The 16384-nt window shown below is 71.1% G+C and carries 11 protein-coding genes; 8 read left to right on the top strand and 3 right to left on the bottom strand.

Translation table 11 applies throughout. The features are described from left to right. Positions 1–58: 58 nt before the first annotated feature. Positions 59–1501: a PucR family transcriptional regulator ligand-binding domain-containing protein gene (locus tag ACIQJT_RS07745; protein WP_402640813.1), complete on the bottom strand. Its 1443-nt coding sequence runs from the start codon at positions 1499–1501 to the stop codon at positions 59–61. A 154-nt stretch (positions 1502–1655) separates the two neighbouring features. Between ACIQJT_RS07745 and ACIQJT_RS07740 the strand changes: the two genes are divergently transcribed. The 3 genes from ACIQJT_RS07740 to ACIQJT_RS07730 are packed head-to-tail and all read left to right on the top strand — an operon-like array spanning position 1656 to position 5783. Further along, positions 1656–3101: a sodium:solute symporter gene (locus ACIQJT_RS07740; RefSeq protein ID WP_402640810.1), complete on the top strand. Its 1446-nt coding sequence runs from the start codon at positions 1656–1658 to the stop codon at positions 3099–3101. Positions 3102–3135: 34 nt separating this feature from the next. Then, on the top strand, positions 3136–4104 hold the full coding sequence (speB, locus tag ACIQJT_RS07735) for an agmatinase (protein ID WP_402640808.1): 969 nt from the start codon (positions 3136–3138) through the stop codon (positions 4102–4104). Then, entirely contained in the window at positions 4101–5783 is a 1683-nt protein-coding gene (locus ACIQJT_RS07730; protein WP_365449998.1) for a thiamine pyrophosphate-binding protein, read from the top strand. Before speB ends, ACIQJT_RS07730 begins: the two co-directional genes overlap by 4 nt. Before the next feature lie 8 nt (positions 5784–5791). Here the strand turns inward: ACIQJT_RS07730 and ACIQJT_RS07725 are convergent, their stop codons facing one another. Both ACIQJT_RS07725 and ACIQJT_RS07720 read right to left on the bottom strand, forming a co-directional pair. Beyond that, positions 5792–6595: an endonuclease gene (locus tag ACIQJT_RS07725; RefSeq protein ID WP_365450000.1), complete on the bottom strand. Its 804-nt coding sequence runs from the start codon at positions 6593–6595 to the stop codon at positions 5792–5794. 191 nt (positions 6596–6786) lie between these two features. Next, positions 6787–8283 carry an FG-GAP and VCBS repeat-containing protein gene (locus tag ACIQJT_RS07720; RefSeq protein WP_402640806.1) on the bottom strand — a complete coding sequence of 499 codons (1497 nt, stop codon included), beginning with the start codon at positions 8281–8283 and terminating at the stop codon, positions 6787–6789. Positions 8284–8556: 273 nt separating this feature from the next. On the opposite strand from ACIQJT_RS07720, the gene ACIQJT_RS07715 reads away from it, so the two are divergent. From ACIQJT_RS07715 to ACIQJT_RS07695, 5 genes are all read left to right on the top strand, one after another. Beyond that, positions 8557–9399 carry a serine hydrolase gene (locus tag ACIQJT_RS07715; RefSeq protein ID WP_402640803.1) on the top strand — a complete coding sequence of 281 codons (843 nt, stop codon included), beginning with the start codon at positions 8557–8559 and terminating at the stop codon, positions 9397–9399. Positions 9400–9489: 90 nt separating this feature from the next. Next, positions 9490–10515: an esterase-like activity of phytase family protein gene (locus ACIQJT_RS07710; protein ID WP_402640800.1), complete on the top strand. Its 1026-nt coding sequence runs from the start codon at positions 9490–9492 to the stop codon at positions 10513–10515. Positions 10516–10605: 90 nt separating this feature from the next. Continuing rightward, the gene (locus ACIQJT_RS07705; protein WP_402640798.1) at positions 10606–14310 is read left to right on the top strand and encodes an ABC transporter ATP-binding protein; all 3705 of its coding nucleotides are present in this window, start codon (positions 10606–10608) and stop codon (positions 14308–14310) included. Positions 14311–14432: 122 nt separating this feature from the next. Continuing rightward, positions 14433–14822, top strand: a complete 390-nt coding sequence (locus ACIQJT_RS07700; protein WP_402640795.1) for a hypothetical protein — start codon at positions 14433–14435, stop codon at positions 14820–14822. 110 nt (positions 14823–14932) lie between these two features. Next, positions 14933–16372 (top strand): S28 family serine protease, encoded by a 1440-nt coding sequence (locus tag ACIQJT_RS07695; RefSeq protein ID WP_402640792.1) that lies wholly within the window; start codon positions 14933–14935, stop codon positions 16370–16372. The last annotated feature ends 12 nt before the right edge of the window (positions 16373–16384 follow it).

Below are 16384 nucleotides of genomic sequence, written 5' to 3'. Positions count from 1 at the left end.
GAGGCACGCCTTCACGGGACCGCCGCGCATCCCGCACGCTGGGACACGGCTCACCCGGTCATGGCCGGCGCAGCGCGAACCACAGCTCCATCCGTACGTCCGGGTCGTCCAGGTCCAGCTCCAGCAGCGCCGCGCACTTCGCGATCCGCTGCCGGACGGTGTTGCGGTGCACCTCCAGCGCGACCGCCGTACGGTCCCAGCTGCCGTGCAGGGACAGCCAGGAGCGCAGGGTCTCGGTGAGGGCGGGGGAGAGCGGGGCGAGGAGGGCCCGGGCGTGCGCCTCGGCGTCCGGCTCCGGCACCAGGTCGGCCAGGGCGGGACGGGCCCCGTACCGGACGAGCCCGGCGCGGGTCGCGCGGGCGCGGGCCAGCGCACGGCCCGCCTGGGCGTCGGCGACCGTCCACTCCGCCGGTCCGGCGGCCGCGCTGACCCCGAGCGTCCACCCGGGCTGCGGGGCCGGTTCCCGGTCGGCGGGCAGCAGCACCCGTACGACGTCCCCGGCCACGTCCACCAGCGGCGACCCGAGCGCCGCGCCGAGCGCGGAGGCCACGACCGGGTCGGGAGCGGCGGGACTGTCGGGCCGGGCGTGCACGACGACCCACCGCTCGCCACCGAGGAGCGGGGCCACGTCCTGGGCCGGGGCGCCCAGCAGCAGCCGTACCAGGGCGGACGAGCGCGCCGCCTCCGACCCGCTCTGGTGCTCACCGGTGAGCAGCGACAGCAGCACGGCGGCGACGGAGGCGATGGTGTGGTCGCCGGGGTCGCGGCGGGGCGCGGCGACCCCGAGGACGAAGCCGTGCCCGGCGCCGAGGGCGTAGGCGGCCAGATGGAGGCCGGCGGTGGTGTCGGTGGCCGTGGTGGAGGAGCGCTCGGTGACGAGCCGGCTCAACCGCGCCAGCTCCCCGTCGCCCTGCCGCCTGCCCGCCGCCGCGACCTCCGTGCCCTCCGGGCCGTACAGCACCGCCCACCCGCCGACCCGCTGGGCGAGCTGGCGCAGCACCGACGGCACCGGGTCGGAGCGGGAGGCGGCCGCGGCCAGGCTCTGCTGGGCCTCGGTGACGCGGCGCAGCTCCGCGTGCCGGGCCTGGGCCATCAACTGCCAGACGGCCCGGGCCACACCGGAGAAGGTGGTCTCGGGCGGGACCTCGACCAGCGGCAGCCCGTAGGCGTCGCAGGCCGCCACCAGGGCGCGGGGGACCGTGTCGTGCACGGGCGCCACGCCGAAGCCGAGGGCCGCCCCGCCGGCCGCGACGATCCTCGCCACGTAGTCGTCGAAGTAGGTGCCCGAGCCCGCCGCCTCCGGGATGTGCACCCCCGCCGTCAGCAGCAGCTCACCGCCCAGCAGGTACGGGTACGGGTCCGCCATCTCCGAGGTGTGCGCCCAGTGGACCGCCGTGGCGGGGTCCGAGGGCCCGGCGATCTGCCGCAGCCCCAGGTCCTCCCGGGCCAGCAGTGCGGCCAGCGGGACCGGTGGGGTGGGCGGGACAGCCGGGTCCGGCATCGTGGACGTTCCCTCCATCCGGTGCCGTTCGAATGGATGAAACGTACACTTCGCAGTCGCTTTCCGGCCACCTAGTGTCGACGCAGACCGGCAGGCCGCGGGCCCGCACGGTGCAGACCGGCAAGGTGCAGACCGGCAGGAGGAGGGCTCCGACATGGCCGTCGACTACACAGTGATCGTCGTCTATCTGGCCGGCATGCTCGCCATGGGGTGGTGGGGCATGCGCCGCGCCAGGTCCAAGAGCGAGTTCCTGGTCGCCGGGCGCCGCCTCGGCCCAGTGATGTACTCCGGCACCATGGCGGCGATCGTCCTCGGCGGCGCGTCCACCATCGGCGGTGTGGGCCTCGGCTACCGGTACGGTCTCTCCGGCGCCTGGATGGTCTTCACCATCGGCCTCGGCCTGCTGGCCCTGTCCGTCTTCTTCTCCGCCCGCATCGCCCGCCTCAAGGTCTACACCGTCTCCGAGATGCTGGACCTGCGCTACGGCGGCCGGGCCGGGGTCATCTCCGGCGTGGTCATGTGGGCGTACACCCTCATGCTGGCGGTCACCTCGACCATCGCCTACGCCACGATCTTCGACGTCCTCTTCGACATGAACCGGACCGTCGCGATCGTCCTGGGCGGCTCGATCGTCGTCGCCTACTCCACCCTCGGCGGCATGTGGTCCATCACCCTCACCGACATGGTGCAGTTCGTGGTGAAGACCATCGGCGTGCTCCTCCTGCTCCTGCCCATCGCCGTCGTCAAGGCGGGCGGCTTCGGCGAGATGAGGGCCAAGCTGCCCACCGAGTACTTCGACCCGCTGGGCATCGGCGGCGAGACGATCTTCACCTACGTGCTGATCTACACCTTCGGCATGCTCATCGGTCAGGACATCTGGCAGCGCGTCTTCACCGCCCGCAGCGACACCACCGCCAAGTGGGGCGGCACGGTCGCCGGCACCTACTGCCTCGCCTACGCCCTCGCCGGCGCCGTCATCGGCACCGCCGCCAAGGTGCTCTACCCGAACCTGGCCAACGCGGACGACGCCTTCGCCACCATCGTCAAGGACGAACTCCCCGTCGGCGTACGGGGCCTGGTGCTGGCCGCCGCGCTCGCCGCCGTCATGTCGACGTCCTCGGGCGCGCTGATCGCCTGCGCGACTGTCGCCAACAACGACATCTGGTCGCGGCTGCGGGGAAGGACCGCCGAGGGCGAACGCGACGAGGTGCGCGGCAACCGCGTCTTCATCCTCGTCATGGGCGTCGCCGTCATCGCCACGGCCATCGCCCTCAACAACGTCGTCGAGGCGCTGACGGTGGCCTACAACCTCCTCGTCGGCGGCCTCCTCGTCCCGATCCTCGGCGGCCTGCTGTGGAGGCGCGGCACCGCCCAGGGCGCGCTGGCCTCCGTGGCCGTCGGCGGCCTCGCCGTCATCGGTCTGATGGCCGGCTACGGCATCCTCGCCAACGAGCCCGTGTACTACGGCCTGTTGGCCTCCCTGGCCGCCTACGTCGCCGTATCCCTGGCGACCCCGGCGACCGACACCGCGGTACTCGCGGCCTGGCGGGAACGACTCGCCGGGCGCGAGGTCCCCGAACCGGTTCCGGCACCCCGGTAGACCGAACGCAGAGACACAAGGAAGGCATACGACCATGAGCTCCCCCGAGACCCCCCGCGGCCCCGTCGACTCCTCCCGCATCCCGCGCTACGCCGGGCCCGCGACCTTCGCCCGGCTGCCGCGGCTCGACGAGGTCGGCCGGGCCGACGTCGCCGTGGTCGGGGTGCCGTTCGACTCGGGGGTCTCCTACCGGCCGGGCGCCCGCTTCGGCGGCAACGCCATCCGTGAGGCGTCCCGGCTGCTGAGGCCCTACAACCCGGCGCAGGACGCCTCCCCGTTCGCCCTCGCCCAGGTGGCGGACGGCGGCGACATCGCCGTGAACCCGTTCAACATCAACGAGGCCGTCGAGACGATCGAGGCGGCGGCCGACGAGCTGCTGGGGACCGGCGCCCGCCTGATGACCCTGGGCGGCGACCACACCATCGCGCTCCCGCTGCTCAGGTCCGTCGCCAAGAAGCACGGCCCGGTCGCCCTGCTGCACTTCGACGCCCACCTGGACACCTGGGACACGTACTTCGGGGCGGAGTACACCCACGGAACGCCGTTCCGGCGCGCGGTGGAGGAGGGCGTCCTCGACACCTCGGCGCTCTCCCACGTCGGCACCCGCGGCCCGCTCTACGGCAAGCAGGACCTCACCGAAGACGAGAAGATGGGCTTCGGCATCGTCACCTCGGCGGACATCTACCGCAGGGGCGCCGACGAGGTGGCCGACCAGCTCCGGCAGCGCATCGGCGACCGCCCCCTGTACATCTCCATCGACATCGACTGCCTGGACCCGGCCCACGCGCCCGGCACCGGCACCCCCGAGGCGGGCGGCATGACCTCCCGCGAGCTGCTGGAGATCCTGCGCGGTCTGGCATCGTGCAACCTGGTGTCGGCGGACGTCGTCGAGGTGGCCCCCGCGTACGACCACGCGGAGATCACCTCGGTGGCGGCCTCCCACACCGCCTACGAACTGACCACGATCATGTCCCGCCAGATTGCAGAGGCCCGCGCGCAGTGACTCACGACCACGACCTGGTGCTCCGTCCGACCGAGGCGCAAATCTCGGCGGCCCTGAACCCGCCGCCCGGCCGCAACGGCGGAGACCTGGTCGTGGAGACCCTGGCCGGGCTGGGCGCGACCACCGTCTTCGGCCTGCCCGGCCAGCACGCGCTCGGCATGTTCGACGCGCTGCGCCGCTCCGACCTGCGGTACATCGGCCTGCGGGTGGAGAACAACGCGGGGTTCGCGGCGGACGCGTACGGCAGGATGACCGGGGAGGCGGCCCCGCTGCTGCTGTCGACGGGCCCGGGGGCGCTGACGTCGCTGGCCGCCCTCCAGGAGGCCGCGGCCGCCTCCGCCCCGGTCCTGGCGATCAGCAGCCAGGTCCCGACCGCCGGCCTGGGCGGCGGCCGGCACGGCTACCTCCACGAACTCCCGGACCAGTCGGCCTCCTTCCGGGGCGTGGTCAAGTCCGTCCACACCGTCCGCACCCAGTCCCAGATCCCGTCCGCGGTCGAGGCGGCCTGGAAGTCGGCGCTGACCGCCCCGCACGGGCCGGTGTGGGTGGAGATCCCCCAGGACGTGCTGCTCGCCGAGACCTCGATCCCGGTGGTGACGGGCGGCGACGCCTTCCCCGAGGAACTGCCGCCGCGCCCCGAACTCACGGCGCTGGCCGCGCACCTGCTGTCGAACGCCGTCCGCCCGGCGATCATCGCGGGCGGGGGAGTCGTACGGTCGGACGCCTCCCGCAAGCTGCGGCAGCTGGCCGAGACGCTCCGGGCGCCGGTCGTCACCACCCCCGGCGGCAAGGGCGCCTTCCCCTGGACGCACCCGCTGTCCCTCCAGTCGTGGATCGAGGACCGCCACACCACGGACTTCCTGGAGGAGGCGGACGTCCTGCTGGTGGTGGGCTCGGGGCTCGGTGAACTGTCGTCCAACTACCACACGTTCAAGCCACGCGGCCGAGTGATCCAGATCGAGGCGGACCTCGGCAAGCTGGAGTCCAACCATCCCGCGCTGGGCATCCACGCGGACGCCCGCCTCGCGTTGCAGGCGCTGCTGGAGACGGTGACGCCGAGGACGGACGAGGAGGCCCCGGAGCGGGTGCGGGAGGTCCTGGCCCGCGTGTCGGAGCGGATCGCCGCCCAGGAACTCACCCTGGAACAGGATGTCCTGGCGTCGGTCCGCAGGGCGCTCCCCGCCGACTCGCCGTCCTTCTGGGACATGACGATCCTGGCCTACTGGGCCTGGTCGGCGTTCGACGCCAAGGGCCCCAACCACATGCACTCGGCCCAGGGCGCCGGCGGCCTCGGCTACGGCTTCCCCGCGGCACTGGGAGCCGCGGTCGCGGACCCCACCCGTCCGGTCCTGGCGGTCTCCGGCGACGGCGGCGCCCTCTACTCCGTCGCCGAACTCGCCACGGCCCGCCAGTACGACCTGAACGTCACCTGGCTGATCGTCGACGACGGCGGCTACGGCATCCTGCGCGAGTACATGACGGACGCCTTCGGCCAGGCCACGGCGACCGAGCTGACCCGCCCGGACTACGTGGCACTGGCCGAGTCCTTCGGCGTCCCCGGGGTCCGCACGACCCCAAAGACCCTCGCGGACGACCTCGCGAAGGCGCTCGGCTCACCGGGGCCCTCGGTGGTCGTCCTCCCGGCGGTGCTGCGGATGTTCGCGCCGACGCACCTGTAGCCGGGGTCCTACCAGATCGCCTCGACCCACTCCGGGTGGTCGACGAACGGGTTGCGGTTGTGCTGGTAGGTGTCGTAGATGACCTGGTTGCGGCGCTCCTCGAAGGCGCTGGGCGGGTCCGCCTCGTTCCAGGCCTTGAGGACGGAGAGCTTGCCCATGTACGGGTTGGAGCCGTTGCCGACCTTCTCGTTGGGCTCCAGGTCGGCGAAGCCGTCGCCGCCGTCGTAGCGCACGGCCATGTAGAGGATCATGCGGGCCACGTCACCGCGGTCCGCGGCGCGCGGCGCGAAGGAGTCGGAGTCGACGGTGGAGCCGCCGCCGTTCGTGACGGAGCTGCCGCCGTTGTCGAAGTCCAGGTTCCCGCGGATGCTGTTGACCTGGACGTCACAGGCGCGCAGGTGGTGCAGGTCGGTGCCCGGGCCGGTGACCTCGCCGAAGTCGCCGTGCGACTTGGCCCAGGTGTGCTCGCGGTTCCAGTCGCCGACGTCGCCGCCGTTGAGGGACTTGCTGCGGGAGACGCCGCTGTACAGCAGGAGGACGTTGCTGCTGTTGTTCGGGTCCTGGTCGGTGACCTTGAGCGCGTCCCAGACCGCGGAGTACGAGATCTTCGACTGGCTGCTGATGATCGTGTGCAGGGACGACTTGAGGCTCGAACCCGTCTTGCCGATCGCGTTCTTGTAGTACGTCGTGTCGTACGCGGTCGTGGTGGCGGCGGCCGGGGTCGTGGTCACGACGGGGGCGGCGAGCCCGGCCAGCACGGCGGCGGTGGTGAGTGCCACCGTCTTCCAGTTGCGGATGCGTGTCGCCAGCATAAAAGGGGGTCCCATCTACGCGGGTTGAATGGAGGCGGCAGATGGGAGCGTGACATGGACATGCGGCCGTGTAAATGGATGGCACGTGTCCATTCGGTGACCGGAAACGGCAAATCAGGTCGTGTCTACGCGAGTTGACACACGAAACGGCCCCCGACCGGGTGATCGGGGGCCGTTCGCGAGGGCAGGGACTAGTCGGCGAAGAGAGCGCCGAACTGGGGGGTGCCCGAGGTGGAGACGCCCACCGCGGTCACCGACAGGGCGCGGGAGCCGGTCGTGCCGATCTTCGTGCCGGTGGACGGCAGGTAGGTGACCGCTCCGTCGCCGCCGTCCTCGTAGGACCCGATGACCAGGTCGGCCTTGCCGTCGCCGTTGACGTCGTCGAGCTTGACGTCGGCGCCGAACAGGTCGTTCTTCTCCGAGGTGCCGGGGACGCCCGTCGTGTTCTGCTCGAAGGACTGCAGGCCCGTGGAGGTGTTGATGCCGCTCGCGGAGCCGTACATGACGGTGACCATGCCGGCGTTGGAGACGCTGCCGAGGTCCTCGTTCGGGGCGGAGACGACCACGTCCTGGAAACCGTCGCCGTTGACGTCGCCCAGGTCCAGGTCCCAGCCGAAGGAGTCGCCCTTCTCCGAACTGCCGGGCACGTTCCCGGTGTTCTGGGTGATTCCGGTGGTCGAGGCGGGGCCGGACGCGGAGCCGTAGGTGATGCTGACCCTGCCGCCGTCCGAGGAGTCCGGGACGGTCTGGCCGTCGCTGGTCGTGGCGTCCCAGCCGGCGCCGGTGACGATGTCGCCGTAACCGTCGCCGTTGATGTCGCCGATACCGGTGACGATGCCCGGCTTGAGGGTCTTGACGCCCGCGACGCTCAGGCCGTTCGCGGTGCCGGGCACCCAGTAGTTGGTGTTCCAGCCGATGCCGGTCTGCGTCTCGTAGCCGTCGACCACCAGGTCGGTGCGGCCGTCGCCGTTCACGTCACCGGCGGTGAGCTGCTGCGGGCCGTAGGGGAAGCCGGAAGAGCCCGGCATGATCGGCGGCTTGATGGTGTAACGCCCGCCGGGCTGGCCGGTGCTGCTGAAGCCGCCCTTGTAGACGTAGAGGGTCGCGGACGAGCTGCCGACGGCCAGGTCGGCCTTGCCGTCGCCGTCGAAGTCGCCGGCGGCCAGGGCCAGGCCCCAGTTGTCGTGCGAGGAGACGGCCGGGTCCGGCACGTCGCTCGCCTTGCCGGTGAGGCCGCTCGCCGAACCCCACAGGATGGCCAGGGCGCCGCCGTCGGTGTCGGTGCCGACCTTCTCGTACGGCGAGGCCACGGCGACGTCGTCGTACCCGTCGCCGTTGAAGTCGGCGTACGCCGTCGCGCCGCCGAACCAGTCGCCGGCCTCGGCGCTGCCGGGCACGGTGCCGGAGTTCTGGCTGAGGACCGAGCGCTTGGCCGAGGTCACGCCGTTGCCGGCGCTGCCGTAGAGGGCGACGACCTGGCCGGCGTCGGCGTGGCCGCTGACGGAGGCGCCGGCGGCCGTGGCGAGGACGTCGCCGATGCCGTCGCCGTTGAAGTCGGCCTTCGTGACCTTGAAGGAGTCCGCGGCGGTGGCCGTGGCCGCCGAGACGGTGAGCAGACCGCCCGTCAGCGCGGCCGCGGCGGCCGTCGCGAGGGCGAGTCTGAGGTGTGCGTGGTGCTTCTGGTGCATGCGGGATTCTCCTGCGGCATGCGGGGGATGCCTGGCGGGCATCCGGGTCGATGGGGTGCGAACCGTCCGTGTTTGCCGGGTGTTGTCCTCGGTGACACGTGCGGTTGGCGATCAAGAGACCTGCGGCGGGGTGCAAGGGTTGTACGTGAGTCGAAGGTTTTTTCCTCTGTCCCCGGCTCCCGACCCCGTGAGAACACCGAGGGCCGGGTAACGATTCGTACAACCGTCCCCCACGCGTACAACCATTCGCACCCGTCCGAGGGTCAACTGGGCATGACACGGGGGATACACAGACACAAGAAATGGATCGCGGCCGGTGCGCTGGCCGCCTGCGTCGCCGCCGCCGCACCGGCCGCCGCGGCCACCACGCCGGCCGTGAGCTGCACATCGGCCAAGGCCGGCCTCGCCGACAAGCTGAAGCGGGACATCACGGCCGCCGTCGCCAACCGCTCGGGCACGATCGCCGTGGGCCTCTACGACCGTACGACCAAGACCACCTGCACCCTGCGCTCCTCCACCGCCTACGACTCGGCGAGCGTGGTCAAGGTGACCGTCCTCGCCACGCTGCTGTGGGACGCCAAGAAGCACAACAGGTATCTGACCACCACCGAGAGCAACCTCGCCAAGGCCATGATCACCAAGTCCGACAACGACGCCACCAGCAAGCTGTGGCGGCAGCTCGGCCTGACCAAGATCAAGGGCTTCCTGTCCGCGGCCGGCATGACCCAGACCAAGCCGGGGGCCAACGGCTACTGGGGCCTGACCCAGATCACCGTCACCGACGAGCAGAAACTGCTCAAGCTGGTCACCGCCAAGAACACCGTCCTGAGCGACAACTCACGTGCCTACATCCTGAAGTTGATGGGGCAGGTCGTCTCGTCGCAGCGCTGGGGCACACCGTACGGCCGCGGGTCGAACATCTCCTGGCACGTCAAGAACGGCTGGCTCCAGCGCTCCACCCACGGCTGGCGGGTGCACAGCGTCGGCACCTTCACGGGCGGCGGCCACGACTACATGATCACGGTGCTCACGCACGGCAACAGCACCATGAACTACGGCGTCACCACGATCCAGGGCGTCGCCAAGGTCATTCACCGGGATCTCGCGGCGAGCTGACGCCTGCCGGACTCCCGCACGTCACCGAGCCGGACGGCCCTTCACGACACGGCCTCCCGTTCGTCACGAACCCGTCCTACGGTGACGCGCATGCAGCTCAGAACCGTACTCGCGACCACCACCGCGGCCCTGGCGGCGGCGGCCTGCCTGACAGCGGCAGGACCCGCCGTCGCCGCGGCCCCGGTGAGCCACGCCTGCTCCCCGTCCGTCTCCCTCGACGGCTACTCCGACGCCCTCGACAAGACGACGTTCGACGGCACCTTCGTCGGCAACTTCTCCGCGCTCGCCGTGGACCGGGACGGCTCGCTCGCCGCCCTCTCCGACCGCTCCGCCCTCTTCGACCTGGACGCGAGAACTCTCGCGCCGAAGGAAGTCGTCCCGCTCGCCGACGAGAACGGCGCAGCACTGGACTCCGAGGGCCTGGTGATCGACCGGGACGGCACCCGGCTGGTCACCTCGGAGACCGAGCCGTCGATCCGCCGCTACCGCGCCGACGGGAAGCTCCTCGACCGGCTCCCCGTCCCGGCCGCACTCCAGGTCGCCCCGGCCGGCCGCGCCACCTCCAACCAGACCTTCGAGGGCCTGACTCTCCTGAACGGCGGCCGCACCCTCCTCGCCTCCATGGAGTACGCCCTCTCCGGCGACACGGCCGGGACCGTCCGCTTCCAGACCTGGCAGCGGCACGGAAAGGGCTGGCAGACCGGGGCCCAGTACGCCTACCGCACCGACGCCGCCTTCCTCGGCGTCCCCGAGGTGCAGGCCCTCCCCGACGGCCGTCTCCTGGTCCTGGAGCGCGGCTTCACCTCCGGCGTCGGCAACACGGTCCGCCTCTACCTGGCCGACCCCCGCCACGCGACGGACACCCGCGGCATCGAGAACCTGACTGATCAGGCGGACGTCCGCCCGGTCAGGAGGACGCTGCTCACGGACATCGCCGACTGCCCGGCCCTGGGCGCCACCGCCAGGCAGCCCCAGCCGAACCCGCTCCTGGACAACATCGAGGGCATGGTGATCACCGGGCGCGACCACGGCCGTCTGAGGGTGCTCCTGGTCAGCGACGACAACCAGAACGCGGTCCAGACGACCCGTTTCTACCGCCTCCGCGTCCGCGTCTGACCACCGGTTGTTGCGGAGGGATGAAATCCGCTTCTGTCCGCGTTGGTGTCTTCCGGTAGATCAGGACTTCTGGACGACGGAGGACACCGCGTGGATCCGCAACGGGGCTGGGCGCGACGACTGGCCGGGTACGCCTGGCGCTATCCCAAGGACGTCGTACTCGCCCTCGGCTCCTCACTCGGCGGCATGGCCGTCATGGCGATCGTCCCCCTGATCACCAAGGTGATCATCGACGACGTCATCGGCGACCACACCCGGGACATGGCCCCCTGGGCCGGCGCCCTGATCGCCGCCGCCGTCCTCGTCTACGTCCTCACCTACGTCCGCCGCTACTACGGCGGCCGCCTCGCCCTCGATGTCCAGCACGACCTGCGCACCGAGATGTTCGGCACGATCACCCGCCTCGACGGCCGCCGCCAGGACGAACTGTCCACGGGCCAGGTCGTGGGCCGCGCCACCAGCGACCTCCAGCTCATCCAGGGCCTGCTCTTCATGCTGCCGATGACCATCGGCAACTTCGCCCTCTTCCTGATCTCCCTGGTCGTGATGGCCTGGCTGTCGATCCCGCTCACCCTGGTCGCCCTGGCGGTCGCCCCGGCCCTGTGGGTGATCGCCAAGCGCTCCCGTTCCAGGCTGCATCCCGCCACCTGGTACGCCCAGGCCCAGGCGGCCGCCGTCGCGGGCGTGGTCGACGGCGCGGTCAGCGGTGTACGCGTGGTGAAGGGCTTCGGGCAGGAGGACCAGGAGACCGGCAAGCTCCGGGAGGTCGGCCGGCGCCTGTACGCGGGCCGCCTGCGCACGATCCGCTTCAACGCGAAGTACACCCCGGCCCTCCAGGCCGTCCCCGCCCTCGGCCAGGTCGCGATGCTCGCCCTCGGCGGCTGGCTCGCGGTCCGCGGGCACATCACGCTCGGCACCTTCGTCGCCTTCTCGACCTACCTCGCCCAGCTCGTCGGCCCGGTCCGCATGCTCGCCATGGTCCTCACGGTCGCCCAGCAGGCCCGCGCCGGCACCGAGCGCGTCCTGGAGCTGATCGACACCGAGCCCTACCTGAAGGACGGCGGCAAGGAACTCCCCGCCGACGCGCCGGCCACCGTCGAGTTCGACGACGTCTCCTTCGGCTACGAGGACGGCCGCAAGGTCCTCGACGGCCTCTCCTTCGAGATCCGCCCCGGCGAGACCCTCGCGGTCGTCGGCTCCTCCGGCTCGGGCAAGTCCACGGTCTCGCTCCTGCTCCCGCGCTTCTACGACGTCACCCACGGCGCCGTCCTCATCGGCGGTCACGACGTCCGCGAGCTCACCCTCGACTCGCTGCGGGCCGCGATCGGCCTGGTCCCCGAGGACTCCTTCCTGTTCTCGGACACCGTCCGCAACAACATCGCCTACGGCCGTCCCGACGCGACCCAGGAGGAGGTCGAGAAGGCCGCCCGCGCCGCCCAGGCGGACCGTTTCATCGCCGAGCTGCCCGAGGGCTACGACACCAAGGTCGGCGAACACGGCCTCACCCTCTCCGGCGGCCAGCGCCAGCGCGTCGCACTCGCCCGGGCGATCCTCGCCGACCCGCGGCTGCTCGTCCTCGACGACGCCACCTCCGCCGTGGACGCCCAGGTCGAGCACGAGATCCACGAGGCCCTCAAGCACGTCATGGAGGGCCGCACCACCCTCCTCATCGCCCACCGCCGCTCCACCCTGAACCTCGCCGACCGCATCGCCGTCCTGGAGCACGGCCGCCTCGCCGACGTGGGCACCCACGAGGAGCTGGAGAAGCGCTCCGCCCTCTACCGGCGCCTGCTCACCGACCCCGACGGCCTCGGCGGTGTCTCCCCTGGCCACGCCCGGCCGGTCGCCGTGCAGGAGGACACCTCCGTACGCGACGAGCTGGACGCCGAGTTCGACGCCGAGCGCGGGGTCACCCCCCGGCTGTGGACCGGCGACCGCGAGCGCAAGGACCTGGCCCTGGCCGGCACTCCGGCCACTCCCGAACTGCTCGCCCAGGTCGACGCGTTGCCCCCGGCCACGGACACCCCGGACATCGACGAGGCGCGCGCGGTCACGCCCGAGGAGTCGTACGGACTGCGCCGGCTGCTGCGCGGGTTCGGGCGCCCGCTGCTGATCAGCCTGGGCCTGGTCGCCCTGGACGCCGGCATGGGTCTGCTGCTCCCGGTGATGATCCGGCACGGCATCGACGACGGTGTCTCGCGGACGGCCATGGCCGCGGTCTGGACGGCGACCCTGTTCGCCCTGCTCTCGGTGCTCGTCCAGTGGGCCGCCCAGATCGGCGAGACCCGGATGACCGGACGCACCGGCGAACGGGTCCTGTACTCCCTGCGGTTGAAGATCTTCGCCCAGCTCCAGCGGCTCGGACTCGACTACTACGAGCGGGAGCTGACCGGGCGGATCATGACGAGGATGACGACGGACGTCGACGCCCTCTCCACCTTCCTCCAGACGGGCCTGGTCACCGCGTTCGTGTCGGTCGTCACCTTCTTCGGCATCATGGTCGCGCTCCTGGTGATCGACGTGCAGCTGGCGCTGGTCGTGTTCGCGACGCTGCCCCCGCTGATCGTCGCCACGTACTTCTTCCGCAAGGCGAGCGTGAAGGCGTACGAACTCGCCCGTGAACGCGTGTCGTTGGTCAACGCGGATCTCCAGGAGTCGGTGTCGGGGCTCAGGATCGTGCAGGCGTTCCGCCGGGAACGGGACGGTGGGGCACGGTTCGCGGAGCGCAGCGACAGCTACCGCTCGGCCCGGATCCGGGGCCAGTGGCTGATCTCGGTCTACTTCCCGTTCGTCCAGCTGCTGTCCTCCGTCGCCGCCGCGTCCGTGCTGATCGTGGGCGCGGGCCGGGTGGACGCGACCACGCTGACGACCGGCGCGCTGGTCGCCTACCTCCTCTACATCGACCTGTTCTTCGCCCCGGTCCAGCAGCTCTCCCAGGTCTTCGACGGTTACCAGCAGGCGACCGTCTCCCTGGGCCGCATCCAGGAACTGCTCCAGGAGCCCACGTCCACCAAGGCGGCCGAGGAGCCCCTGGAGGTCCTCTCCCTGCGGGGCGAAGTGGCCTTCGAGAACGTGCACTTCGCGTACGGCGACGACGAGGAGGCCCTCGGCGGCATCGAGCTGCGCATTCCCGCGGGGCAGACGGTGGCGTTCGTCGGCGAGACCGGCGCGGGCAAGTCCACCCTGGTCAAGCTGGTGGCCCGGTTCTACGACCCGACGGGCGGCCGTGTCACGGTCGACGGCACCGACCTGCGCTCCCTGGACCTCACCTCCTACCGCCACCGCCTCGGCGTGGTCCCGCAGGAGGCGTACCTCTTCCAGGGCACGATCCGGGACGCCATCGCCTACGGCCGCCCGGACGCCACCGACGCCGAGGTGGAGGCGGCGGCCCGCGCGGTCGGCGCCCACGAGATGATCGCCACGCTGGAGGGCGGCTACCTCCACGAGGTAGCCGAACGCGGCCGCAACCTCTCGGCGGGCCAGCGCCAGTTGATCGCCCTGGCCCGCGCCGAACTGGTCGACCCGGACATCCTGCTCCTGGACGAGGCCACGGCGGCCCTGGACCTCGCCACCGAGGCCCAGGTCAACCTGGCCACCGACCGCCTCGCCGGGCGCCGCACCACGCTCGTCGTGGCCCACCGCCTCACCACGGCCGCCCGCGCCGACCGCGTCGTCGTCATGGACCACGGCCGCGTCGTCGAGGACGGCACCCACGAGGAACTGCTCGCGCGGGGCGGCAGGTACGCGGACCTGTGGCGCACGTTCGTCGGCGAGGACGAGCCCGCGGCGGCGTGACGGGGGGGTCGGGGGCGGCGGCGGTGACTGGATTCGGGTGTCGGCTTGACGGTCGTGCAACCGTCCGACATACGTTGTGCGTCCGTACACCTGTACGCCCGAAAGCTGCGGGAGGGACGGCAGTGAAGAGTGGTGCGATACGCAGGCTGGCGGAGGGGCTGGCGGTGACAGCGGTGGCCGGGATGCTCGCGGTCGCCGCGCCGGGGCACGCGCACGCCGCCGCCTCCTCGTGCGAGGGGCGCAAGGTCAGGTCGTTCCCGTTCCCCACCGGCACGGTGGAGGTCTACAAGCGGCGCGGTTACGTGTGCGCGCTCACGCTCCCGAGGCGCCCCGGGGCCCGGCAGTACATGATGGTGAGCCTGCGCGCCTACGGTCTGCTGCCGGTCAAGGACGCCGGCCGGTACAAGTACCGCGCGGGTCCGGTCACCGTGCACGCCGGGCAGCGGAAGCTGTGGGTGAAGGGCCAGGTCGGCCGGGGCAAGTACGACTCGGACGGCTGGATCCGGCTCTGAGGCACAGATTCCTCACAGGGTTTTCCCCATCGAGTGGCCATCTCCCCTGGTGCGGACCGCACTTGCGCCGCTAGCGTCCGGCGCACATCTGTACTCACAGGGGAGGGTGCATGCGCAAGGCGCTCAGATGGCTCCTCACGCTGGTCGTGCTCATAAGCACGGTCGGCACGGCAGGCGCGGCCACCGCCGCCGAGCCGGAGGCCCAAGGCACCGGTGCCACCACCGACATCAAGGATCAGCTCCTCGCCGTCCCGGGGATGAGCCTGATCGAGGAGAAGCCGTACACCGGTTACCGCTTCTTCGTGCTCAACTACACCCAGCCGGTCGACCACCGGCACCCGTCCAAGGGCACGTTCCAGCAGCGCATCACCGTGCTGCACAAGGACGTGAGCCGGCCGACGGTCTTCTTCACCGGCGGCTACAACGTCTCCACCACGCCTCGCCGCAGTGAGCCGACCCAGATCGTGGACGGCAACCAGGTCTCCATGGAGTACCGCTTCTTCAAGCCGTCCAGGCCCGACCCGGCCGACTGGAGCAAGCTGGACATCTGGCAGGCCGCCAGCGACCAGCACCGCATCTTCAAGGCGCTGAAGAAGATCTACTCGAAGAACTGGATCTCCACCGGTGGCTCCAAGGGCGGCATGACCGCCACGTACTACGAGCGCTTCTACCCGCGGGACATGGACGGCGTCGTCGCCTACGTCGCCCCCAACGACGTGGTGAACAACGAGGACTCGGCCTACGACCGCTTCTTCGCGAAGGTCGGTACCGAGGAGTGCCGCGACCGGCTGAACGCGGTGCAGCGCGAGGCCCTGGTCCGGCGCGAGCCGCTGGAGAAGAAGTACGCCGACTACGCGGCGGCGGAGGGCCTCACCTTCACCACCATCGGCAGCCTGGACAAGGCGTACGAGGCCGTCGTACTCGACTACGTCTGGGGCTTCTGGCAGTACAACCTGCTGGCCAACTGCGGTGACGACACGCTGATCCCGCCGGACGCGAAGACCGCGACCGACGACCAGATCTGGAACTCCGTCGACACCATCTCCGGGTTCTCCGCCTACGCCGACCAGGGCCTGGAGACGTACACGCCGTACTACTACCAGGCGGCCACCCAGCTCGGCGCGCCGACGATCGAGTTCCCGCACATCGAGAAGAAGTACATCCGCTACGGCTACCAGCCGCCGCGCAACTTCGTCCCGCGCAGCATCCCGACGAAGTTCCAGCCGTACGCCATGCGGGACGTGGACACCTGGGTGCGCCACAACGCCCACCACATGCTGTACGTCTACGGCCAGAACGACCCGTGGGGCGCGGAGCGCTTCCGCGTCGACAAGGGGGCGAAGGACGCGTACGTGTTCACCGCGCCCGGCATGAACCACGGGGCGAACGTCGCCGGTCTGGTCGCCGACCAGAAGGCGTTCGCCACGGCCAGGATCCTCGCCTGGGCGGGTGTGTCCGCCACGGCCGTGTCCGAGGCCAAGCCGCTCGCGAAGTTCGACCGGAAGCTGGACGTCCGGGACGTGGAGCGCGAGCCCGCCCTGCGTCCGTAGTCCGCTCGCCGC

The organism is Streptomyces sp. NPDC091972, assembly GCF_044756385.1.
Taxonomy (GTDB): Bacteria; Actinomycetota; Actinomycetes; order Streptomycetales; family Streptomycetaceae; genus Streptomyces.
The sequence above is the reverse complement of the archived record's forward strand: the minus strand, read 5'-3'. Positions and strand labels throughout refer to the sequence as shown.